At 67.2% G+C, this 19,894-nt stretch carries 22 protein-coding genes; 11 read left to right on the forward strand and 11 right to left on the reverse strand.

From position 1 onward, the window contains the following. Positions 1-19: 19 nt before the first annotated feature. Positions 20-1,228 carry a hydantoinase/carbamoylase family amidase gene (locus N8I71_RS01620; RefSeq protein WP_262876168.1) on the reverse strand — a complete coding sequence of 403 codons (1,209 nt, stop codon included), beginning with the start codon at positions 1,226-1,228 and terminating at the stop codon, positions 20-22. 106 nt (positions 1,229-1,334) lie between these two features. On the opposite strand from N8I71_RS01620, the gene N8I71_RS01625 reads away from it, so the two are divergent. The 3 genes from N8I71_RS01625 to N8I71_RS01635 are packed head-to-tail and all read left to right on the forward strand — an operon-like array spanning position 1,335 to position 3,278. Beyond that, complete coding sequence (locus N8I71_RS01625) at positions 1,335-1,499, forward strand: hypothetical protein (protein ID WP_262876169.1); 165 nt, start codon at positions 1,335-1,337, stop codon at positions 1,497-1,499. A 60-nt stretch (positions 1,500-1,559) separates the two neighbouring features. Further along, the gene (locus N8I71_RS01630; RefSeq protein ID WP_262876170.1) at positions 1,560-2,213 is read left to right on the forward strand and encodes a histidine phosphatase family protein; all 654 of its coding nucleotides are present in this window, start codon (positions 1,560-1,562) and stop codon (positions 2,211-2,213) included. Between the two features lie 12 nt (positions 2,214-2,225). Continuing rightward, a complete protein-coding gene (locus tag N8I71_RS01635; protein ID WP_262876171.1) occupies positions 2,226-3,278 on the forward strand; it encodes a saccharopine dehydrogenase in 1,053 nt (350 codons plus the stop codon). A 115-nt stretch (positions 3,279-3,393) separates the two neighbouring features. Here N8I71_RS01635 and N8I71_RS01640 read toward each other — a convergent pair whose 3' ends face one another. The 5 genes from N8I71_RS01640 to N8I71_RS01660 form a co-directional block, all read right to left on the reverse strand. After that, positions 3,394-3,711: a DUF3775 domain-containing protein gene (locus N8I71_RS01640; RefSeq protein WP_262876172.1), complete on the reverse strand. Its 318-nt coding sequence runs from the start codon at positions 3,709-3,711 to the stop codon at positions 3,394-3,396. Positions 3,712-3,791: 80 nt separating this feature from the next. Beyond that, the gene (locus tag N8I71_RS01645) at positions 3,792-4,529 is read right to left on the reverse strand and encodes an SDR family NAD(P)-dependent oxidoreductase (RefSeq protein ID WP_262876173.1); all 738 of its coding nucleotides are present in this window, start codon (positions 4,527-4,529) and stop codon (positions 3,792-3,794) included. Positions 4,530-4,546: 17 nt separating this feature from the next. Further along, the gene (locus N8I71_RS01650; RefSeq protein ID WP_262876174.1) at positions 4,547-5,806 is read right to left on the reverse strand and encodes an MFS transporter; all 1,260 of its coding nucleotides are present in this window, start codon (positions 5,804-5,806) and stop codon (positions 4,547-4,549) included. 1 nt (position 5,807) lies between these two features. Next, positions 5,808-6,572 (reverse strand): DUF1365 domain-containing protein, encoded by a 765-nt coding sequence (locus N8I71_RS01655; protein WP_262876175.1) that lies wholly within the window; start codon positions 6,570-6,572, stop codon positions 5,808-5,810. Further along, the gene (locus N8I71_RS01660; RefSeq protein ID WP_262876176.1) at positions 6,569-7,864 is read right to left on the reverse strand and encodes an NAD(P)/FAD-dependent oxidoreductase; all 1,296 of its coding nucleotides are present in this window, start codon (positions 7,862-7,864) and stop codon (positions 6,569-6,571) included. Before N8I71_RS01660 ends, N8I71_RS01655 begins: the two co-directional genes overlap by 4 nt. A 120-nt stretch (positions 7,865-7,984) precedes the next feature. Here N8I71_RS01660 and N8I71_RS01665 point away from each other — a divergent pair, with 120 nt between their 5' ends. From N8I71_RS01665 to N8I71_RS01695, 7 genes are all read left to right on the forward strand, one after another. Then, complete coding sequence (locus N8I71_RS01665) at positions 7,985-8,629, forward strand: sigma-70 family RNA polymerase sigma factor (protein ID WP_406676063.1); 645 nt, start codon at positions 7,985-7,987, stop codon at positions 8,627-8,629. 18 nt (positions 8,630-8,647) lie between these two features. After that, positions 8,648-9,292 (forward strand): ChrR family anti-sigma-E factor, encoded by a 645-nt coding sequence (locus N8I71_RS01670; protein ID WP_262876177.1) that lies wholly within the window; start codon positions 8,648-8,650, stop codon positions 9,290-9,292. Positions 9,293-9,397: 105 nt separating this feature from the next. Beyond that, positions 9,398-10,597 carry a glycine C-acetyltransferase gene (locus tag N8I71_RS01675; RefSeq protein WP_262876178.1) on the forward strand — a complete coding sequence of 400 codons (1,200 nt, stop codon included), beginning with the start codon at positions 9,398-9,400 and terminating at the stop codon, positions 10,595-10,597. Beyond that, positions 10,594-11,631, forward strand: coding sequence for an L-threonine 3-dehydrogenase (gene tdh, locus N8I71_RS01680; RefSeq protein WP_262876179.1), 1,038 nt, complete (start codon positions 10,594-10,596; stop codon positions 11,629-11,631). The genes N8I71_RS01675 and tdh overlap by 4 nt, the downstream gene beginning before the upstream one ends. Before the next feature lie 51 nt (positions 11,632-11,682). Then, positions 11,683-11,892, forward strand: coding sequence for a hypothetical protein (locus tag N8I71_RS01685; RefSeq protein WP_262876180.1), 210 nt, complete (start codon positions 11,683-11,685; stop codon positions 11,890-11,892). Beyond that, positions 11,889-12,095: a hypothetical protein gene (locus N8I71_RS01690; RefSeq protein WP_262876181.1), complete on the forward strand. Its 207-nt coding sequence runs from the start codon at positions 11,889-11,891 to the stop codon at positions 12,093-12,095. The genes N8I71_RS01685 and N8I71_RS01690 overlap by 4 nt, the downstream gene beginning before the upstream one ends. Before the next feature lie 39 nt (positions 12,096-12,134). Then, positions 12,135-12,785, forward strand: coding sequence for an RluA family pseudouridine synthase (locus N8I71_RS01695; RefSeq protein WP_262876182.1), 651 nt, complete (start codon positions 12,135-12,137; stop codon positions 12,783-12,785). On the opposite strand, the gene N8I71_RS01700 is transcribed toward N8I71_RS01695, so the two are convergent. After that, complete coding sequence (locus N8I71_RS01700) at positions 12,724-13,497, reverse strand: hypothetical protein (RefSeq protein ID WP_262876183.1); 774 nt, start codon at positions 13,495-13,497, stop codon at positions 12,724-12,726. The genes N8I71_RS01695 and N8I71_RS01700 overlap by 62 nt on opposite strands. Positions 13,498-13,600: 103 nt before the next feature. Beyond that, positions 13,601-15,034 carry an aldehyde dehydrogenase family protein gene (locus tag N8I71_RS01705; RefSeq protein ID WP_262876184.1) on the reverse strand — a complete coding sequence of 478 codons (1,434 nt, stop codon included), beginning with the start codon at positions 15,032-15,034 and terminating at the stop codon, positions 13,601-13,603. Positions 15,035-15,284: 250 nt separating this feature from the next. On the opposite strand from N8I71_RS01705, the gene N8I71_RS01710 reads away from it, so the two are divergent. Then, positions 15,285-15,941, forward strand: coding sequence for a peroxiredoxin (locus tag N8I71_RS01710; RefSeq protein ID WP_262876185.1), 657 nt, complete (start codon positions 15,285-15,287; stop codon positions 15,939-15,941). Positions 15,942-16,001: 60 nt separating this feature from the next. Here the strand turns inward: N8I71_RS01710 and N8I71_RS01715 are convergent, their stop codons facing one another. From N8I71_RS01715 to pnp, 3 genes are all read right to left on the reverse strand, one after another. Beyond that, positions 16,002-16,640, reverse strand: a complete 639-nt coding sequence (locus N8I71_RS01715; RefSeq protein ID WP_262876186.1) for a L,D-transpeptidase — start codon at positions 16,638-16,640, stop codon at positions 16,002-16,004. Between the two features lie 162 nt (positions 16,641-16,802). Then, entirely contained in the window at positions 16,803-17,429 is a 627-nt protein-coding gene (locus tag N8I71_RS01720; protein WP_262876187.1) for a L,D-transpeptidase, read from the reverse strand. 184 nt (positions 17,430-17,613) lie between these two features. Continuing rightward, positions 17,614-19,752, reverse strand: a complete 2,139-nt coding sequence (pnp, locus tag N8I71_RS01725; protein WP_262876188.1) for a polyribonucleotide nucleotidyltransferase — start codon at positions 19,750-19,752, stop codon at positions 17,614-17,616. Positions 19,753-19,894 lie beyond the last annotated feature (142 nt).

Here is a 19,894-nt window from a genome sequence, read left to right on the forward strand (position 1 = left end):
GCCTGAAGGTTTCCGTCCCTTAGCCCGCCAACCGCGCCACCGCCGCCGCCAGGACGCGCACTCCCGTCACAAGGTCGGCCTCCGCGGTATCCTCCGCGAAGTCGTGGGAAACCCCGCCGATCGACGGCACGAAGAGCATGCCCACCGGCATCAGCCCAGCGAGGTTCGACGCATCGTGCAGCGCCCCCGAGGGCATCGCCCGCCAGCGCCCGGGCGCCACCTCCTCGGCCGCCTGCGACAGCGCCTTCTGCATCCCCGCATCCATCGGCATGGGCGCCAGGTCGTGCCGCAGACGCTCGGCCTCGATCGTCGTTCCGGTCTCCGCCGCCACGTCCGAGAGAAGCCCGCGGATCGCGGCCTCCATCCGGTCGAGCCGGTCGGTCTCTATATCCCGCCACTGCAGGCTGAACGTCGCCCGACCCGGCACCACCGACTGCGAGCCCGGATGCAGCACGATATGCCCGATGGTCCAGACCGAGCTTGGCGTCACGATGTTGGCGAAGCGGTCGGGCAGGGCCGTCGCGATCCGCGCCGCGGCCGTGAACGCATCCTTGCGATGGGCCATCGGCGTGGTGCCGGCGTGGTTCTGCTCGCCCCGCACCGTCACCTGGACCTGTCTCAAGCCCACGATGCCCGTGACCACGCCCACCGCCTCGCCCGCGGCATCCAGAACCGGCCCCTGCTCGATATGTGCTTCGAGAAATCCGCTGAACCGCGCCGGGTCGAGGAAGTCTCCGGCCTTGTCCACGACGGAGCCTCGCGCCTCGGCGAAGCGCGTGCCGTCCGTCGCGGTCAGCGTATCGGCATCCGCAAGCGAGAGCTTGCCCGACCAGACCGAGGACCCGGTAAGCGCCCCGAACCGCCCCTCCTCGTCCTGGAAACTGACGACCGAGATCGGCGGCCCGCCCGCCTCCCGCGCCGCGCGCGCCACCGCCAGCGCGGCGATCACGCCATAGGCTCCGTCAAGCCACCCGCCCTCGGGCTGGGTATCGGAATGCGATCCCATCAGAAGGCTCGGTCCCTCCCCCGGCGCGAGCCCGAAGAGGTTGCCGACCGGGTCCATCCAGGGCGTGAGCCCGGCCTCCGTGAACCGCGCGGCCAGCCAGTCCCGCGCGGCCAGGTCGGCCTCCGAGAAGGCCCGGCGGCGCACGCCCTTGCTCGCGTCATCGCCGCCGAAACGGCGCAGCGCATGGAGATCGGCAAGGAACCGGTCAGGATCGATGGTCATGGGCACGCCTTCCTCTGCAGTCGGGAAGGTGATCGCAGACCCCGCGCGCCCCGTCCAGACCACGGCACGTTGCGGCGCTGCCCCTCCTCGTGTCAGTCTCCGGCGCATGGATGTCACCGCGCTCGTCTTCTACGCCATCGTTTGCGGGCTTCTGTCGCTGGCCGCCCCTGCCTCCGGCAGGCCGCTGTCCCGCATCGCCATCGGCGCCGCCGTAGGCATCGCCGCGGCCGCCCTTCTGCCGGCCCTCCGAACCACGTTCGGCCTGCCCTGAGCGGCTTGCACTTCGGGTCCCGATCCGACAAGACCGCGGGGCAACCGGAAGGACAGGACCTTGGGCGAGCTCGTTCTCATCCGCCACGGACAGGCGAATTCAGGCGCCAGCGACGAGGCAGGCTACGACCGTCTCTCGGACCTGGGCCGGCAGCAGGCGCGCTGGCTCGGCGACTGGCTGCGCGGACACGAGGCGCCCTTCGACCGCGTCCTCATGGGCAGCCTCCGCCGCCACCGCGAAACCGCCGAGGAAATGGGCGACATGGGCGCCGAGGTCGAGGTCGACGCCCGGCTGAACGAGCTCGACTACTTCAACCTGTCGGCGGCCCACGCCGCGCGCAATGGCGCGACCGAAGTCCATACGCCGCAGGATTTCGTCCACCACATCCGCGACGTGATGGAGGCCTGGGCCCGCGCCGAGATCCAGGGCGACGAAAGCTACGTCAGCTTCGAGACCCGGGTCGCCGAGATGCTGACCATCGCCGCCCGGCCCGGACGACGCGTGCTCTGCGTGACCTCCGGCGGGGTCATCGGGATGATGGTGCGCCACCTGCTCGATCTCGACCCGGGGCGCATGGCCCACCTGCTGGTCCCGATCCGCAACGCGTCGATCCATCGCGTCGCGGTCCTTCCGCAGGGCAGCATCCTCGCGGGCTTCAACGCCACCCCGCATCTCGACACGCCCGACCGGCTTCACGCCCGGACGGAATACTGAAAGGCGCGATCCATGACGCATCTCTGGGTCCGGGCGGAAGAACGTGACAACGAGGCGCGCGTCGGCCTCACGCCCGAGGGCGCGGCCCGCCTGATCGCGGCGGGACTGACCCTCACCGTCGAGGACAGCGCCGCACGCGCCATCCCGATCGAGGGCTACCGCGAGGCCGGCGCCACCATCGCCCCACCCGGCAGCTGGCGCGAGGCCCCGCCGGAGGTCATCGTCTTCGGGCTCAAGGAACTGACCGAAGACGACACGCCGCTGGTCCATCGCCACATCATGTTCGGCCATGCCTACAAGGGCCAGCCCGCGGGACAACGGCTCCTCCGGCGCTTCCGCGCGGGCGGCGGCGCGCTCTACGACCTCGAATACCTCACCGACGAGGCCGGCCGCCGCCTCGCGGCCTTCGGCTACTGGGCTGGTTACGCGGGCGCCGCCGTTTCCCTCATGGCCCGCATCGCCCGGGCCGAGGGCGGGACCTGCGGCCCCGTTTCCACCTGGCCCGACGCGGAGGCGCCCCGCGACATCGTCGCCGCGGCCCTCGACCGGCAGGGCCATCGTCCGCATGTCCTGATCATCGGCGCGAAAGGACGCGTCGGAACCGGTGCCGGCGACTTCTGCGAGGCCGTCGGGCTGGAGGTCACGCGCTGGGACATGGCCGAGACTGCCCATGGCGGCCCTTTCCCGGAAGTGCTGGAGCACGAGGTGTTCCTCAACTGCATCCTCGCGACGCCGGGCGTGCCCGTATTCGTCCCGGAGACCGCCAAGACGGCGCCCCGCGCCCTCACCGTCATCGGCGACATCGCCTGCGACCCGACCTCCGATTTCTCCCCGGTCAAGGTCTACGACGCCGTCACCGACTGGGCCCGACCCGTCCAGCGCGTCCATGCCGACCCGCCCCTCGACGTCATGGCCATCGACAACCTGCCGGCACTCCTGCCGCGCGAAAGCTCCGAGGACTTCGCGGCACAACTCCTTCCGGTGCTTCTCGACCTTGATCGCATCGACGCGGGCGCCTGGGCCCGCGCGAAGGACCTCTTCCAGCGCCACACCGCAACCCTCTAGGCGCGGCGCGTCCCTTCATCCTGGCGGAAAACTCCGGGGCAGGCCTGGCACGGGCCGGGGGCGGAGCCCCCTCGAGAAAGGGAATGCGCGCAAGCGCGCCGCAGGATCCCGACCCCTAGAGGAGGTCCTCCTCCTCATCGGAGAGATCCAGACCCATGGCCTCGGCACCCGCCTCGAGATGATCGGCGAAATGCGGGCTGCCGAGGAGGTAGTCGGCCGTCGGCGTGGTCGCCTCCGCCCGCGCCGTCGAGACCGCTTCGTCCCAGTCCTCCGCCTCGAAGGACCCGCGCCCGACCCAGAACAGCGCGACCAGCTCGGCCTGCTCATCCTCGTTGAGCCGGTCCACGAAGGCCCGCAATTCTCCCTCGGCGCGCTCCAACTCGTGCCCCATCAGCACGATCTGCGCCACTTCGCGAGCGGAAATTTCCATCATGTACCTCCCTGTGGGTCGCCCTGCCGGCCCTCTCGGCAGATGACGCGCCCCTTCCATCAGCGTCATTGATCGACGTCAATCTATCTGCGGAAGAAGATCCATTCATAGACCGATGTCGGAAGGAACCGCGAAAGACGGAACAGCAGGCCGAACCCGAAGGGAAACGCCTTGTGGAACCGGTCGGTGTTCATCTGGTCGAACACCTCCTGCGCGGCCTTTGCGGGGGACATGATGAACGGCTTGGCGTAGGGATTGTCGTCCTGCATCCGGGTCTGGATGTAGCCGGGGTTCGCCAGCTGGACGAGGACGTTCGTCCCCTTCAGGTCGCCGTGCATCGATTCGGCGAGCGCCATGAGCCCGGCCTTGGACGCCGAATACCCGATGGAGCCGGGAAGCCCGCGATAGGCGGACAGCGACCCGATGAGCATGATGTGCCCCGCATCGCGCGTCACCATGGGGCCGATGACCTGCCCGATCACGCGCGCCGCCCCGGTGAGGTTCACGTCGAACATCTGCTCGACCCGCTCGGCGTCCCAGTCCTGCGTCTTGACGAGGGTCGCGAGCCCCGCAAGAAAGACCATCCCGTCGATCTCGCCCACGTCCCGCGCGGCGGCGATGACGCTGTCGCGGTCGGCGATGTCCATGGGCACGCAGGTGGCGCGGCCGGGCAATTCGGCGACCAGGTCCTTCAGACGATCCTCCGACCGCGCGGAGACGACAAGCTCGACGCCGGCGCGGCTCATCTGAAGGGCCAGGGCACGGCCCAGCCCCTCGGAGGCGCCGACAAGCCAATAGCGTTTTCCGCTCCAGTCGCGCATCGGTTTGGGTCCTTCCGTCAGGCTGAGGCCGGCGCCGGGGCCGGAAGCGGCGTCACCGCCAGAAGCGCCATGGCGCCCAGTTTCAGGATACAGGGCACGAGCGCGTAGAGGTAGGTCAACAATTCAAGTGCGCCAGCCGGGTTCGCGGCGCCCTCGGCCGCCGAGAAACCGGCGGCGTCGAGCGCGGGCAAGAGCACGACCGCCGCGAGCGCGAGCGATGCCTTCTGCACGAAGGCCCAGAGGCCGAAGGCGGCAGCCGCATCGGGCGCGACCTTGCTCATCCGGCGCGCGAACAGCGCCGGCAGGATCGCGAAATCGGCGCCGAGCGCCGCACCGGAGGCAAGACAGACGAAGGCGAATGCCCCGACCTGGCCCGGTTCCAAAACCAGCACGACCGAGAAGGCGGCGATCGCCAGCGCCATGGCCGACAGCAGCATCGCGCGTTCGCCGAACCGAACCGCGAGGCGGGACCATACCGGCGCGGCCCCCGCCGCGGCGAGGAAGAACAGGACAAGAAGCGGCCCCTCCCATCCCGGCGCGTCCAGCACGCTTTCGACGTAGAAGAGAAACAGCGTGGAGGACACCGCCACCGGCGCCGCGTTCATAAGCGCGATCAGCAGGAGCCGCCGCGCCACCGGGTCCGAGAGGACCTGGCGGAAACCGGACGGCGCCAGCGTCCCGCCCCGGCCCCACTGCCCCCGCATCAGGAGCGCGGCGACAAGACAAAGGGCGGCGAACCCGGCCGCGAACCACGCATAAGGCGCGCCCGTGTCGACCAGCACCGTCGGCACGACCGCCGCGACGCATACGCCCAGAAGCGCGCCGGTCTCGCGCCATCCGGCGAGTTTCAGGTGCCCGGCCCCGCCGATACGCCCCGCAGCCTGCACGCCTTCGGCATACATCGATATCGTCAGGAACGAGAACGCTGAGAAAAGCCCGGTCATGGTGATCGCGAACCACAGAAGCGGCGCGACCGGCGGCGTCACGGCGAATAGCCCAAGCATCGAGCCGGCCAGAAGAACCACACCGATCCCGACCGCGATCCCCCGCTTCGCGCGCAGCCGCGCCGACAGCCAGCCGAGCGCGGGGTCCTGCACCACGTCGATCAGGCGGAGCGCGAAGAGCACCCCCGCCAGCGCCGTGAGACTCACTCCGAAATCGGTCGCGTAGTGGGCGGGCGCGTGGATGTAGATGGGCAGGCCCGCCGCCGACAGCATGGCGGCGAAGACGGCGTAGCCCGGCAGGCTCACCGCCCTGTCGGGGCCGGTTGCTCCCATGTCAGGAGACCTCGTGTCCGGGCGGCTCGGGACGGACACGGTAGGGCGCGCCCTTCCACCAGAGCTTGAGCGCCTGCCAGTGGATGAGCGCGAAGACCCGCCGCGCGCCGAACGGACGGCGCAGCGCGGCGCGCAGGATGCCGGGCGCCGTCAGGGGCCGCCGCTTGCCGGTCAGCGTGGCGAACAGCCCTTCGTTGCCGGTCGAATAGTCGATCCAGACGCCCACCCGGTCGTCTCGGATGTCGAAGCGGAAGGTATAGCCGCCCTCGATCGGCTGAAACGGCGAGACATGGAAGATCTTCGCGGCCGTCAGCGTGTCCTCCCGGGTGATCGGGCGTTGATCCTCGTGCGCGCAGAGATAGGAATGCCGGTCGCCGAAGGTGTTCGAAACCTCCGCGATCACGGCGCGGAGTGCGCCCTCTCCGTCATGGGCGAGCCAGAAGCTGACCGGGTTGAAGACATGTCCCATGGTCCGGGGCTGCGCCAGAAGAAACAGCGTCCCGTCCGTCGCCTCGGACAGCCCATGGGCCGCGAGCACGTCCCGCGCCCAGGGCGCGCCGCGACCCTCCTTCGGCGTGCCGCCATGGTCACTGTCCCAGAGCGACAGGAAACCGCGGCGGTTCCGCCCGAAGCCGAAAGGGGCCTTTGGGCGATCCGCCTCGGCATCGACCATCACGTAGTCGATGCCGTACTTGAAGGCATTCTCCACCGCGCCACGGCGGCCGTGGAACGTCTCGCCGGCGATATGATCGACGCGGGCGTTCATGCGGCGAGCGCGGCCTCCGCGTCGCGCGCTGCGATGGCCTCGACCACGTCGATCGCGCTGGCGTAGCCGTCCTCGTGGAAGCCGTTCTTCATCCAGGCCCCGCAGAACCATGTCGCGTTGTCGCCGTTCATCTCCCTGATCGTACCCTGCGCGGCCAGCGCCGCAAGGTCGTAGACGGGATGACGGAACGTCGTCTCGTCATGGATCAGCCGCTCGTCGATCGTCGCTCGAGAGTTCAGCGTGACGAATAGCGGATCGTTGAGCGGAATCGGCTGCAGCGAGTTCATCCAGTAGGTGAGGTCGATGGGTCCGCCCTCGTGGCCCTTGCGCTCGGTGTAGTTCCAGCTCGACCAGCAGACGCGGCGCTTGGGCATGACGGAGGCGTCGGAATGCAGGACCGCCGCGTTCGGCTGATACCGCACGGCGCCCAGCGCCGCGGTTTCGGCCGGGGTCGGGTCGGCCAGAAGGCGCAGGCTGTCGTCGGAATGGGTGGCGAAGACGACCTCGTCGAAGGGCTCGGGATGACCGCCGCGGATCACCTCGATCCCGCCGGGGGTGCGGCGGACGGCATCGACCGGCGCGGCCAGGCGGATGTCGACGCCGCGACGGCGCATCGCCATCTCCAGCCGCGTGACGTATTCCACCGATCCGCCCTGCACCGTCCACCACTGGTGCTGACCGGTGGCCTGCATGAGATTGTGGTTGCGGAAGAACCGGACCAGCGCCTGCGCCGGGAAGTCCATGATCTCCTCTTTCGGGGTGGACCAGATCGCCCCGGAGATCGGCGTGAGATAGTAGTCGCGGAACCACGCGCCCATGCCCATCTCGTCCATGAACTGGCCGAGCGTGATGGTCGAATCGGTCGCAAGGCTTTCGGCGCCGGCGTTGAAGCGCATCAGGTCGCGCACCATCCGCAGGAAACCGGGACGCGCCAGGTTGCCCTTCTGCGCGAACAGCGCGCCGAGGCTCTTCAGCCCGTACTCGATGCGGCCGCCGTCGATGGACGCGGCAAAGCTCATGTCCGATTTCGCCACTGGCACGTCGAGATCGGCGAAGAGTTTCGTGAGGTGCGGATAGTTCACGTAGTTGAAGACGATGAAGCCGGTATCGACCGGCTGGTCGCCGTTCTTGCCCGCGATGACGGTGCGGGCATGACCGCCCAGGCGCGGTTCGGCCTCGAACAATGTGACGGCGTGGGATTGTGCCAGGTGATACGCGGCCCCCATTCCCGAAATTCCTGCGCCGATGATGGCGATGCGGCGCGGCGCGGCGGCCGAAGTCTCGAATGGCACGTGGTTGTCCCCGATTTGCTAGAGAAGTCGATTGGCAGTGTTACGGGTCGCAACCCGCACCAGATCAAAGAAAATTATTTTGATCCGGGCTACCGAAATCTGCGTACAGGCAATATGTTGATGTCCAACGACCATGCTGAACACGTTCGGTCCGATGCGAGTTCCTCGCCGCTCGACGCGGTGCTGGCGCGCCGGCCCCAGAGGCGTGACGGACCTGTGACACCAACAGAAAAGACCGAACTTGAATGGGTTGCCTGCGTAACGGCGATCGCGAAAGACGAGGACCAGGCAGCCTTTGCCCGGCTCTTCCGTCATTTTGCACCACGCGTTAAGGCGTTTCTCATCAAGTCCGGGGCCGACGAAAGCCTCGCGGAAGAGTGCATGCAGGACGTGATGGCCACGCTCTGGCAGAAGGCACATCTCTACGACGCCTCGCGCGCCTCCGTGGCAACGTGGATCTTCACGATCGCACGGAACCGCAAGATCGACCTCCTGCGCCGCTACGCCCGTCCCGAGCCCGAGGAACTTCCCTGGGGTCCCGAGCGGGAACCGGACCAGGCCGACGTCATGGCCCTGCAAGAGGATTCAGAACGTCTGGCGGCTGCGATCCGCCAGCTCCCCGAAAAACAGCGCAACCTCATAGAGCGCGCCTATTTCGGCGATCTAACGCACAGCGAAATCGCCGCCGAGACCGGATTGCCCCTTGGCACGATCAAGTCTCGCATTAGGTTGGCTCTGGAAAGGTTGCGCCGCGCAATGAGTTGACGTGACGCGAGAGACGCAATGACCGGTATCAAACACCATATCTCCGACGATCTGCTGATGGGCTACGCCGCTGGCGCCCTTCCGCATGCCTTCGACCTCGTCGTCGCATCCCACGTGTCGATGAGTGACGATGCGCGGGCGCGGCTCGCCGGCTACGAGGCGATGGGCGGGGTCGTCCTGTCCGACATGAACGAGGCGCGGATCGCCGAGGACAGCCTCGAGCGCACCCTGGCCAAGATCGCAGGCGCCCCGAACCGCAAAGCTCCGGCAAGGCCCGAGAACGGCATCTTCCCCGAGCCTCTGCGCAATGTCGTGGGCGGCGACGCGGACGCCGTGAAATGGCGCAGCCTCGGCCTGGGCGCCAAGCAGTGCGTCCTTCAGTCCGACGACGGCGCCAGCGCGCGCCTGCTCTACATTCCCGCCGGCCAGGCCATGCCCGAGCATGGCCACCGCGGCATGGAACTGACGCTCGTGCTTCAGGGCGCCTATCGGGACGAGGCCGACCGTTTCGCACGCGGTGACGTGGAATTTGCCGACCAGACCACCGACCACACGCCCGTGGCCGAGGGCGATGTCGACTGCATCTGCCTTGTCGCCACCGATCAGCGCCTGCGCTTCAAGGGCCTCCTGCCTCGGATCGCGCAACCGTTCATCGGAATCTGACGCGTACCGGGGCAACCCGGACGCCGACCGACCATTGCATGTCGCCCGCCGTTCAACGGCGGGCGTTTTCGCGTCTATACTGACCCCAACAGAAGGGGAGTCCCGATGGCGCAGGCATTCCTGACCCGCATTTCCGAAACCCTGACCGAGATCCGCGCCGAGGGCCTCTGGAAGGCCGAGCGTCCGATTCTCTCGGCCCAGGGCGGGCATATCGCCGTCGCGCCGGACGGGCGCGACATGCTGAACCTCTGCGCCAACAATTACCTCGGGCTCGCCGATCACCCCGCGCTGATCGCCGCCGCCAAGGCCGCGATGGACGACCACGGCTACGGCATGGCGAGCGTGCGCTTCATCTGCGGAACCCAGGATCTGCACCGCGCGCTTGAGGACCGGCTGGCCGCCTATCTCGGCAAGGACGACGCGATCCTCTTCGCCGCGTGCTTCGACGCCAATGGCGGGGTGTTCGAGCCTCTGCTCGGCCCCGAGGACGCCGTGATCTCGGATGCGCTGAACCATGCCTCGATCATCGACGGCATCCGCCTTTGCAAGGCCCGGCGATACCGGTACGCGAATGCGGACATCGACGACCTGGAGGCACAGCTCAGGGCCGCGCGGTCGGATGGCGCGAGAAATATCCTCATTGCGACGGACGGCGTTTTCTCCATGGACGGATACCTTGCGCCCCTGCCGCAGATCACAGCGCTTGCCGAGGCATACGAGGCCGTGGTGATGGTCGACGACTGCCACGCCACCGGCTTTATGGGGCCGGGAGGGCGAGGCACGCCGCACCATTTCGGTGTGGCGGACAAGGTGCACATCCTGACCGGCACGCTCGGCAAGGCGCTGGGCGGGGCCATCGGCGGCTATATCGCCGGGCCGCAGCCGGTGATCGACCTCCTGCGGCAGCGGGCGCGGCCCTACCTTTTCTCCAACGCCCTGCCGCCCGCCGTCTGCGCCGCCGGGATCGCGGCGATAGATCTTGTAGAAGATAACGACGGCCTTCGCGCGTCGCTTTTCGAGAACACGCGTTACTGGCGCGCGGGCCTCGAAAAGCTCGGCTTCGACCTCCTGCCCGGCGTGCATCCCATCGTCCCCGTGATGCTCGGCGAAGCGCAACTGGCACAGGACCTCGCGGCCGCGCTCTACGAGGAAGGCGTCTACGTTGCGGGGTTCTTCTACCCCGTCGTGCCCAACGGGCGCGCCCGCATCCGCACACAGATGAACGCGGCCCTTACCCGCGCCGATCTCGACCGCGCGCTTGATGCCTTCGCCAGGGCGGGCCGCAAGACCGGAGTCCTCTCATGACGAACGAAATGCGCGCGCTGGTGAAGGCCGCCCCCGAGGTCGGCCTTCGGATGCAGACCCGTCCGGTTCCCGAGATCGGCCCGGACGATGTGCTGATCCGCGTGAAGAAGACGGGCATCTGCGGCACCGACATCCACATCTGGCAATGGGACGACTGGGCCGCGCGCACCGTTCCGGTGCCTCTCGTCACCGGCCACGAATTCGCGGGCGAGATCGTGGACATGGGCCGGAATGTCGAGGGCCTGAGCCTTGGACAGCGTTGCTCGGGCGAAGGTCATCTCATCGGCAAGACCTCGCGGCAGTCGCGCGCGGGCAAGTTCCACCTAGACCCCGAAACACGGGGGATCGGCGTGAACGAACAGGGCGCTTTCGCCGAGTATCTCCGCCTGCCCGCATTCAATGTCGTGCCGCTGCCCGATGCCATCGACGACGAGATCGGGGCGATCCTCGATCCGCTCGGCAACGCGGTGCACACGGCGCTCTCCTTCGACCTTCTGGGCGAGGACGTTCTGGTGACGGGCGCGGGCCCCATCGGCATCATGGCCGCCGCAGTCGCGCGTCACGCAGGCGCGCGCCATGTCGTGATTACCGATGTGAACCCCGCCCGCCTCGCGCTCGCCGGCGAGGTGGCGGATGTCAGGCCCGTGGACGTCACCGGGGAAGACCTGAAGGACGTGATCCGGGAGCTTGGCATGAAGCAGGGTTTCGATGTCGGCCTCGAGATGTCCGGCAACCAGATGGCACTCGACCAGATGGTGGAAAGCCTCGTCATGGGCGGGCGAATCGCGCTTCTCGGCATCCCGCCGGGCAAGAGCCCCGTCGACTGGTCGCGCATCGTCTTCAAGGCGATCACGATCAAGGGCGTCTATGGCCGCGAGATCTTCGAGACCTGGTACAAGATGATCGCGATGCTGGAAAACGGCCTCGACGTGCGGCGGGTCATCACCCACCGCTTCAAGGCCGACGACTATGTGGCAGGGTTCAAGGCGATGCTGTCCGGTCGCTCCGGCAAGGTCGTCCTCGACTGGAACTGAGGCGGCGAAATGCCCTTCGACGCCCTTCCGGCGATCGTCTAGGTTGCCCCCATGTCCCGTTTCGGCCCCACGAGATCCGAACTGAAGCTTCGCCTGGCCATTAGCCTGGGCGGCCTCGCGCTTCTGATCGGGGCCTATGCCAGCCACGGCATCGGCAGCATCGCCTCGCTGGAAATCGCCATCATCGGCGGGGCGTTCTTTGGCGGCTCGGCGATCTGGTCGGCGCGCCGCCTCCTGCAATCGAAGGACCCAGACACATGACCGGCAGCATCATCCGCCTCGTTCTCCTCGCTCTCGTCTTCCTTGCCTGGGCCTGGATCCTCTTCGGTGCGATCCGGCACGAGGGCGGCTTCGGCAAGTGGTTCGGCGGGGCCGAGACGCGGCGGGACCGCAATACCTTCCTGTTCCTGACCTTCGTTCTGGCCGTGATGGTCTTCATGCAGGTGGCGCTGCCCGCGGGCTGACCCCTTCCCCAAGGGGCTCCCCCGGCTTAGGTGGGGTCGATGGAAAAGCTCGACTACCGCCCGCCCGACACACCGCTGAACGTGATCCACGCCGATCACGCGATCCTGCTGGTCGACAAGCCCGCGGGCCTTCTGTCGGTTCCCGGCAAGGGGGAGCATCTGTCCGATTGCCTGCTCTCGCGTGTTCAGGCCGCCTACCCCGAGGCACTTCTCGTCCACCGGCTGGACATGGACACCTCGGGCGTCATGGTTTTCGCCCTCACCCCCGCCGCACAGCGCCACCTCGGCCTTCAGTTCGAGCGGCGGCACATGAAGAAAACCTACCAGGCCCGCGTCTGGGGCGAGATGGCGGAGAAGACCGGCACGGTCGACCTGCCCTTGATCGTCGACTGGCCGAACCGGCCTCTGCAGCATGTGAACCACGAGACGGGGAAGCCCGCGCTGACCGACTGGCGCGTGATGCGCGTGGAGGATGGGACGACGCGCGTGCGGTTGTACCCGCATACCGGTCGCTCGCACCAGTTGCGCGTCCACATGAAGGAAATCGGCCACCCGATCCTCGGCGATCCCTTCTATGCGGCGGGCGCGGCGCGCGATTTCCCGCGCCTCATGCTGCACGCGGAAAGCCTCAAGCTCCGCCATCCCGACGGCGGGAAAGGGATGCTCTTCCGCGCACCGGTGCCATTCTGAGCGAGGCGCTCGCGTGGGCCTCCAGCCACAGGTCGTCCAGCGAACGGAGTTCGGCCGGGTCGAACCTGGCCTCCTCTTCCCAGTAGCGGCCAGATGGCACGAAATAACCCAGAGCCGCCTCCCGCGCCCGCGCGGTCTCGAAGCTCTCCGGCTCGGGCGGGACGGGCTCGGACCACGACACCTCGGCCCTCGACGCGCGAGGGAAGACCAGCCGGCTTTCGCGCGCCGACAGGTTCACGCAGGCACAGCCCTGTTCGGCCGCGAACAGCTGCAGCCGCGCGGCCTTGGCCTCCAGGCTTTGGAGCGTCACATCGGCGCGAAGCGGGTCGGCGGTGCCGCTGCCGTAGAAATGCGTGGCCCCCCGCGAGGGATAGACCATGTCGCACCCGAAGAAGGCGATCACCCGGGGCCGGAGGGCGCCGAGCGCCCAGTACCCGGCCGTGAAGGCCATGGTTCCGCCCGCGTAGACGAAACCGCCATAGGCGTTCTGCACCGGGACGTAGTCGGACGCGCCCACCCGGCGCTGACCCGGCCCGAATTCGTCGGGCTGATGTTCGGCGGGGAAATCCTCGGGGTGGATCGACACGTCCCAGTCAGGTCGGATGCGCCACGCATTGTTGATGGCCACGATGTGGCTGAAGGCACCCCTGTCCCAGTCCCGCGAGGAGACCGCTTCAGGTGAACTTCCGAGGATCAGGACCACCGGCTGCATCTTGTCGTTCTTCCCTGTCGCCTAGCCCGCAGATAGGCGGGACAGATGACAGGGCAACGACAAGATGCGCGCCGCGGCAAAAAGGCCGCAGGCGAGCGGACCGTCATTCCCAGTTCGAGACCGCCTTGACCTCCATGAACTCATGCAGGCCCCAGACCCCGCCTTCGCGCCCGTTGCCGGACTGCTTCATGCCGCCGAAGGGCGATCCCTGGCCAAACCCCTTGCCGTTGCCTTCGACCATGCCCGAGCGCAGCCGCCGGGCGACGCGGCGGAATTTCTCCCGGTCCGTCGTCTGGACGTAGTTGGTCAGGCCGTACTCGGTGTCGTTCGCCATGGCGACCGCGTGGTCCTCGTCATCGAAGGGCAGGATCGACAGGACGGGACCGAAGATCTCCTCGCGGTAGATCGTCATGTCCGTGGTCACGTCGGCGAAGACGGTCGGGCGGATGTAGAAGCCGCGGTTGAGGTGCCCGGGCCGTCCCGTGCCGCCAGCGACCAGCCGGGCGCCCTCATCGATGCCCTTCTGGATCAGCGCCTGGATCTTGTCGAACTGCGCCTCGCTGACGGCGGGACCGATGTGGCGGCCTTCGTCGTCCGCAGGACCGACGGTCACGCTCTCGGCGGCGGCTATGGCCTGCTCCACCGCCTGGTCGTAGCGCGAGCGCTCGACCATCATCCGCGTCGGCGCGTTGCAGCTCTGTCCGGTATTGCGGAAACAGCGGATCACACCCGACTTCACCGCCTTCTCGTCGGCGTCCGCGAAGATGATGTTCGCCCCCTTGCCGCCAAGCTCGAGGCTCACGCGCTTGATCGTGTCGGCGGCGGCCTTGGAGATCAACCGCCCGGCGCGGGTGGACCCGGTAAAGCTGACCATGTCGATGTCGGGATGGGCGGACAACTGGCTGCCCACGCCGGCCCCGTCACCGTTCACGAGGTTGAAGACGCCCGGCGGCACGCCCGCCGCATCCACGATCTCCGCGAAGAGCAGGCCCGACAGCGGCGCGATCTCGGAAGGTTTCAGCACCATCGTGCAGCCCGCCAGAAGCGCGGGAACGACCTTAAGAACGATCTGGTTCATCGGCCAGTTCCAGGGCGTGATCAGGGCACAGACCCCGATCGGCTCGTGGAGGATCCGCTCGCCCGGCGCCCAGTCGCCCAGGGGATGTTCCCACTGGAAACCCTTGGCCGCGCGCAGGAAGCCCTCCATGTGCCAGGTGCCCGAGGTGACCTGCTGTTGCCGGGACATGTCGATGGGGGCGCCCATTTCCTTCGAGATCGCCACGGCCATGTCCTCGGCGCGGCCCTCGTAGACCTCCAGCAGACGCTCGACGAGCGCGATACGTTCGGCCGGGCTTGTTGCGGCCCAGGCCGGGAAGGCGGCGTTGGCCGCGGCGACTGCGGCCTCGGTATCTTCGGTGTCACCCAGTGAGATCGTCGCGCAGACTTCCTCGGTCGAGGGATCGATCACAGGGAAATCGCGCGGCCGGATTGGCGCGACCCACTGGCCGTTGATGTAGAAATCGGTGGTCTTCGGCATGGTGTTCTCCCTTGTTTGACGACGAACCTGTCACTCCGTCGTCCGGGCTTCAAGGCGGGGACGCGACGGCAGAAGGGCCGCAAACGACCGTTCCGCACGCGCCCCCGATAAAGGACGCACGGTCCGCGCGCCGCAGTGCGACAGAATGCTCGCACTTATCTGCGCCGGAAGCTGTCCCAACCCCGTGAAACGGCGTCCTGAACATCATATATATTTTATTGACACTGTAAATTAAAAGGAGATGAGAGCCATGGGCCTTCGCATCAACGAGACCATCCCCAATCTTACCGTCCAGACCGACAAGGGCAGCTTCGCCCTTCACGATTTCATCGGCGACAGCTGGATGATCCTGTTCTCGCACCCCAAGGATTTCACGCCCGTCTGCACCACCGAGTTCGGCGCCGTCGCGCAGCTTGCCGATGAGTGGGAGAAGCGGAACACCAAGGTCATCGGCCTTTCCGTCGACAAGGTCGAGGAACACGTGAAGTGGAAGGCAGACATTGAGAGTTTCTCGGGCGCAAAGGCGGGTTTCCCGATCATCGCGGACGATGACCTTGCCGTGTCCAAGGCGCTCGACATGCTGCCCGCCGACGCCTACCTGCCCGACGGCCGCACCGCAGCCGACAGCGCGTCCGTGCGTGTCGTCTTTATCGTTGCACCGAACAAGAAGGTGCAACTGATGATGTCCTACCCGATGTCCGTCGGCCGGAACTTCGCCGAGGTGCTGCGCGCGCTCGACGCACTGCAGGCGACCTACGAGACGCCCATCGCCACGCCCGCCAACTGGCAGCAGGGGCAGGACGTGATCGTCTCGCTCAGCCTCGACGACGCGGCGGCGAAGGCCAAGTTCGGGGAATTCGACGCGAAACTGTCCTACTTGCGGACGGTCAAGGCGCCCGCCGCCTGAAGTGCGCGGAACAAAGCCGGCGTTTCCGGTCGGAAATGCCGGCTTTTCCTCCCGTGCGCCTCAGCGCCAGGGCGAGTGCAGGATCGCACGAGTGCCCAGGGGCACCTGTTCGTAGAGTTGCATGACATGGTCGTTCACCAGGCGCACGCAGCCCGAGGACGCGGACGTGCCGATCGACCAGGGCTGCGGCGTGCCGTGGATTCGCAACATGCTGTCGGCATTGCCGCGGTAGAGGTAGAGCGCCCGCGCGCCCAGCGGGTTCTCCGGTCCGCCGGCCATGCCACCGGCGAACTGCGCGTAGACGTGCGGTTCGCGCGCGATCATGTTCGCGGTCGGGGTCCACGACGGCCATTCCGCCTTTCGCCCGACCGTGAAGGTGCCGGGGCTCTGCATGCCCGAGCGGCCCACGGCGACGCCATAGCGCATCGCGGTGCCGTCGCTGCCGATATGGTAGAGGTACTTGGCGACGGGATCGACGTGGATGTCCCCCGGTCTCAGCCCCTCGCGGTGCGCGACACGGGTCGGCATGAAACGCGGATGGAGACCCCAGGGGTTACTTCCAGCCCGCTCATGGCGCGTGACGGCGGCGTCGAAATCGAACTCCACCGCGTCCTGCGCGGCAGCCGCCGTCGCAAGAGGAGCCGAGAACAGAGCTGCGGACGTGATGATGAAATGGCGGCGGGTCAGGGTCGTCGTCATCTTCGGGTCTCTGGAAAACAAGGCGCAGGGCGCGGTCGCGGAACAATCTGCCCCGATCCACGCCCTGTGGACAAGTCTCAATGACGCCAAGACACATCACGAATAGGTAAGGAATTCCGCCGCGTGGCACGTTTGCCCCGCCAAAGCGGCGAACCCTGCCCCTCAGACTGGCGGATAGAGGTGTGCCGTGGCTCCCAGCGCGACGCTCTCGTACATATCGATGATGTGGGCATTGACCATTCGCACGCAGCCCGAGGACGCGGACGTGCCGATCGACCAGGGCTGCGGCGTGCCGTGGATGCGCAGCAGCGTGTCGCGCCCGCCTTCGTAGAGATAAAGCGCCCGCGCACCCAGCGGGTTTTCCGGACCGCCCGGCATTCCGTCGGCGAATTGCCCGTACACGTTCGGCTCACGCGCGATCATCTCGTCGGTCGGCCGCCAGGACGGCCATTCCTGCTTGCGGTTGATCGTGAAGACCCCCGATTCGTAAAGATCCGCCCGGCCGATCGCCACGCCGTAGCGCATCGCGGTGCCATCGGTGCCGATGAGGTAGAGGTACTTCGCCACGGCATCGACGTGAATGTCGCCGGGCACAAGTCCGTCGCGATGGGCTACCCGCGTCGGCATGAACCGCGGATGCAGGCCCCAGGGGTTGTTGGCGAACGGGTCGGGGTCCGGTCGTTCGACTGTCGTGTCGAAGTCGACCCGGTCCTGCGCCGCGGCAGGCAGAGCCAGCGCGCCGGAAAACAGCGTTGCGCTGGTCGTGATGAAATGTCGGCGGGTCAGCATGGTCTTCACTCGATGTCAGTCTGGCGCTTTTTCGCTGCGATACAATACGCCCGCTAGGTCGGCATTCAGGCCGAGGACTGCAAGGCACCGCGCGCTCTTCGCCGTTCACATCCCTGTCAGCCGGCAAAGAAGAAACCCCGGCCGATAAGCCGGGGTTTCCAGTTCCGTCCGGATAGGCGCGCGCTCAGTCGGCCGCCTCTTCCGTCTCGCGGGCAAGCTCCTTGCCGGTCTCCTGGTCGACCATCTTCATGGCCAGGCGAACCTTGCCGCGATCGTCGAAGCCGAGAAGCTTGACCCAGACCTCCTGACCTTCCTTGAGGACGTCGGAGGGGTGGTTCAGCCGCCGGTTCTCGATCTGGCTGACATGCACGAGACCGTCCCGCTTGCCGAAGAAGTTCACGAAGGCGCCGAAATCGACGATCTTCACGACCTTGCCCTTGTAGATATGGCCTTCCTCCGGCTCCGCGACGATCGAGTAGATCATGTCGTAGGCCTTCTGGATGGCTTCGGCGTTCGGGCTCGCGATCTTGATGATGCCGTCGTCGTTGATGTCGACCTTGGCGCCCGAAACCTCGACGATCTCGCGGATCACCTTGCCGCCCGAGCCGATCACTTCGCGGATCTTGTCGGTCGGGATCTGCATCGTCTCGATGCGCGGCGCATGGATCGAGAACTCGCCGGGCGCGGTCAGCGCCTTGGCCATCTCGCCCAGGATGTGCAGCCGGCCCGCCTTGGCCTGCTCCAGCGCCTTCTTCATGATCTCGGGCGTGATGCCCGCGACCTTGATGTCCATCTGCAGCGAGGTGATCCCGTTCTCGGTGCCCGCGACCTTGAAGTCCATGTCGCCGAGGTGGTCCTCGTCGCCCAGGATGTCGGTCAGGATTCCGTAGGAGCCGTCCTCTTCCAGAACGAGGCCCATGGCCACGCCCGCGACCGGCGCCTTGAGCGGAACGCCCGCGTCCATCATGGACAGGGACCCGCCGCAGACCGACGCCATCGAGGAGGAACCGTTCGATTCCGTGATCTCCGACACGACCCGGATCGTGTAGGGGAAGTCCGTCGGCGCCGGGAGCACCGCCTGGAGCGCGCGCCAGGCAAGCTTGCCGTGGCCGATCTCACGCCGTCCCGGAGGGCCGACGCGCCCCGCTTCGCCGACCGAGTAGGGCGGGAAGTTGTAGTGCAGCAGGAAGTTCGAGCGGAAGTTCCCGTGCAGCGCGTCGATGATCTGCTCGTCATCGCCCGTCCCGAGCGTGGTGACGACCAGCGCCTGCGTCTCGCCGCGCGTGAACAGAGCCGAGCCATGCGTCCGCGGAAGAACGGAGGTCTGGCTGTCGATCGCGCGGACCGCGTCGAGCGCGCGGCCGTCGATCCGGCGGCCGTTCTTCACGACGTCCGAGCGGAGAACCATCGATTCGAGCTTCTTGAGCGCGGAACCGAGGTTCGGGTCCTCGAGCTGCTCCTCGCTCAGCGTGGCCTTGATGGCGTCCTTCGCGGCGGCCACGGCGGTCTGCCGCTGCTGCTTGTCGAGGATCGCGTAGGCGTCGCGCATCTGCGCCTCGCCCGCGGCCTTCACCGCCTCATAGAGCGCGGAATAGTCCGGCGGCGAGAAGTCGAAGGGTTCCTTGGCCGCGTCCTCGGCCAGGTCGACGATCAGGTCGATGACCGGCTGGATCTGCTCGTGCGCGAAGGTCACGGCGCCGAGCATCTCTTCCTCGGTCAGCTCGTAGGCCTCCGACTCGACCATCATCACGGCCTCTTTCGTGCCGGCAACGACGAGGTCGAGACGCTGCTCGGGGTTGTTGCGCAGCCCCTGCATGTCGTCGACGGTCGGGTTCAGGACGTACTCGCCATCCTCGAAGCCGACGCGGCAGCCCGCGATCGGGCCCATGAAGGGCACGCCCGAGATCGTCAGCGCGGCCGAGGCCGCGATCATCGCCACGATATCGGGATCGTTGACGAGGTCATGGCTGAGGACCGTGCACATGACGAGGACTTCATGCTTGAAGCCGGGCACGAACAGCGGGCGGATCGGCCGGTCGATCAGGCGCGCGGTCAGCGTCTCCTTCTCGGTCGGACGCGCCTCGCGCTTGAAGAAGCCGCCGGGCACCTTGCCGGCCGCGTAGTATTTTTCCTGGTAGTGGACCGTCAGCGGGAAGAAGTCCTGTCCCGGCTTGGGTTCCTTGGCAAACGTCACGTTCGCCATGACGCTGGTCTCCCCCAGCGTCGCGATGACCGAGCCATCGGCCTGGCGGGCGACACGCCCGGTTTCCAGTGTGAGCGTCTCTTCGCCCCACTGCATCTCTTTCTTCGTGATATCGAACATCTATCGTTTCCTGTCGGGGAGCACTCCCGGCCCCTGCCGGGTCTCCCATGGATATGGCGGCCCCATTGCCGCCGACCCCTGTCCTTTGCACAACGCCGGGGTCGAAGCGTCACGTCTCAGATGAAGCGCGATGTACACCAGT

The sequence above is a fragment of the Roseicyclus sediminis genome, assembly GCF_025515305.1.
In the GTDB taxonomy this organism is placed as follows: domain Bacteria; phylum Pseudomonadota; class Alphaproteobacteria; order Rhodobacterales; family Rhodobacteraceae; genus Roseibacterium; species Roseibacterium sediminis.

What these genes read in the sequence shown, in the direction of transcription:
- N8I71_RS01620 (WP_262876168.1), bottom strand. Translation starts at nt 1,228, where the DNA reads ATGACCATCGATCCTGACCGGTTCCTTGCCGATCTCCATGCGCTGCGC.
- N8I71_RS01625 (WP_262876169.1), top strand. Translation starts at nt 1,335, where the DNA reads ATGGATGTCACCGCGCTCGTCTTCTACGCCATCGTTTGCGGGCTTCTG.
- N8I71_RS01635 (WP_262876171.1), top strand. Translation starts at nt 2,226, where the DNA reads ATGACGCATCTCTGGGTCCGGGCGGAAGAACGTGACAACGAGGCGCGC.
- N8I71_RS01640 (WP_262876172.1), bottom strand. Translation starts at nt 3,711, where the DNA reads ATGATGGAAATTTCCGCTCGCGAAGTGGCGCAGATCGTGCTGATGGGG.
- N8I71_RS01645 (WP_262876173.1), bottom strand. Translation starts at nt 4,529, where the DNA reads ATGCGCGACTGGAGCGGAAAACGCTATTGGCTTGTCGGCGCCTCCGAG.
- N8I71_RS01650 (WP_262876174.1), bottom strand. Translation starts at nt 5,806, where the DNA reads ATGGGAGCAACCGGCCCCGACAGGGCGGTGAGCCTGCCGGGCTACGCC.
- N8I71_RS01655 (WP_262876175.1), bottom strand. Translation starts at nt 6,572, where the DNA reads ATGAACGCCCGCGTCGATCATATCGCCGGCGAGACGTTCCACGGCCGC.
- N8I71_RS01665 (WP_406676063.1), top strand. Translation starts at nt 7,985, where the DNA reads ATGTCCAACGACCATGCTGAACACGTTCGGTCCGATGCGAGTTCCTCG.
- N8I71_RS01670 (WP_262876177.1), top strand. Translation starts at nt 8,648, where the DNA reads ATGACCGGTATCAAACACCATATCTCCGACGATCTGCTGATGGGCTAC.
- N8I71_RS01675 (WP_262876178.1), top strand. Translation starts at nt 9,398, where the DNA reads ATGGCGCAGGCATTCCTGACCCGCATTTCCGAAACCCTGACCGAGATC.
- tdh (WP_262876179.1), top strand. Translation starts at nt 10,594, where the DNA reads ATGACGAACGAAATGCGCGCGCTGGTGAAGGCCGCCCCCGAGGTCGGC.
- N8I71_RS01685 (WP_262876180.1), top strand. Translation starts at nt 11,683, where the DNA reads ATGTCCCGTTTCGGCCCCACGAGATCCGAACTGAAGCTTCGCCTGGCC.
- N8I71_RS01690 (WP_262876181.1), top strand. Translation starts at nt 11,889, where the DNA reads ATGACCGGCAGCATCATCCGCCTCGTTCTCCTCGCTCTCGTCTTCCTT.
- N8I71_RS01695 (WP_262876182.1), top strand. Translation starts at nt 12,135, where the DNA reads ATGGAAAAGCTCGACTACCGCCCGCCCGACACACCGCTGAACGTGATC.
- N8I71_RS01700 (WP_262876183.1), bottom strand. Translation starts at nt 13,497, where the DNA reads ATGCAGCCGGTGGTCCTGATCCTCGGAAGTTCACCTGAAGCGGTCTCC.
- N8I71_RS01705 (WP_262876184.1), bottom strand. Translation starts at nt 15,034, where the DNA reads ATGCCGAAGACCACCGATTTCTACATCAACGGCCAGTGGGTCGCGCCA.
- N8I71_RS01710 (WP_262876185.1), top strand. Translation starts at nt 15,285, where the DNA reads ATGGGCCTTCGCATCAACGAGACCATCCCCAATCTTACCGTCCAGACC.
- N8I71_RS01715 (WP_262876186.1), bottom strand. Translation starts at nt 16,640, where the DNA reads ATGACGACGACCCTGACCCGCCGCCATTTCATCATCACGTCCGCAGCT.
- N8I71_RS01720 (WP_262876187.1), bottom strand. Translation starts at nt 17,429, where the DNA reads ATGCTGACCCGCCGACATTTCATCACGACCAGCGCAACGCTGTTTTCC.
- pnp (WP_262876188.1), bottom strand. Translation starts at nt 19,752, where the DNA reads ATGTTCGATATCACGAAGAAAGAGATGCAGTGGGGCGAAGAGACGCTC.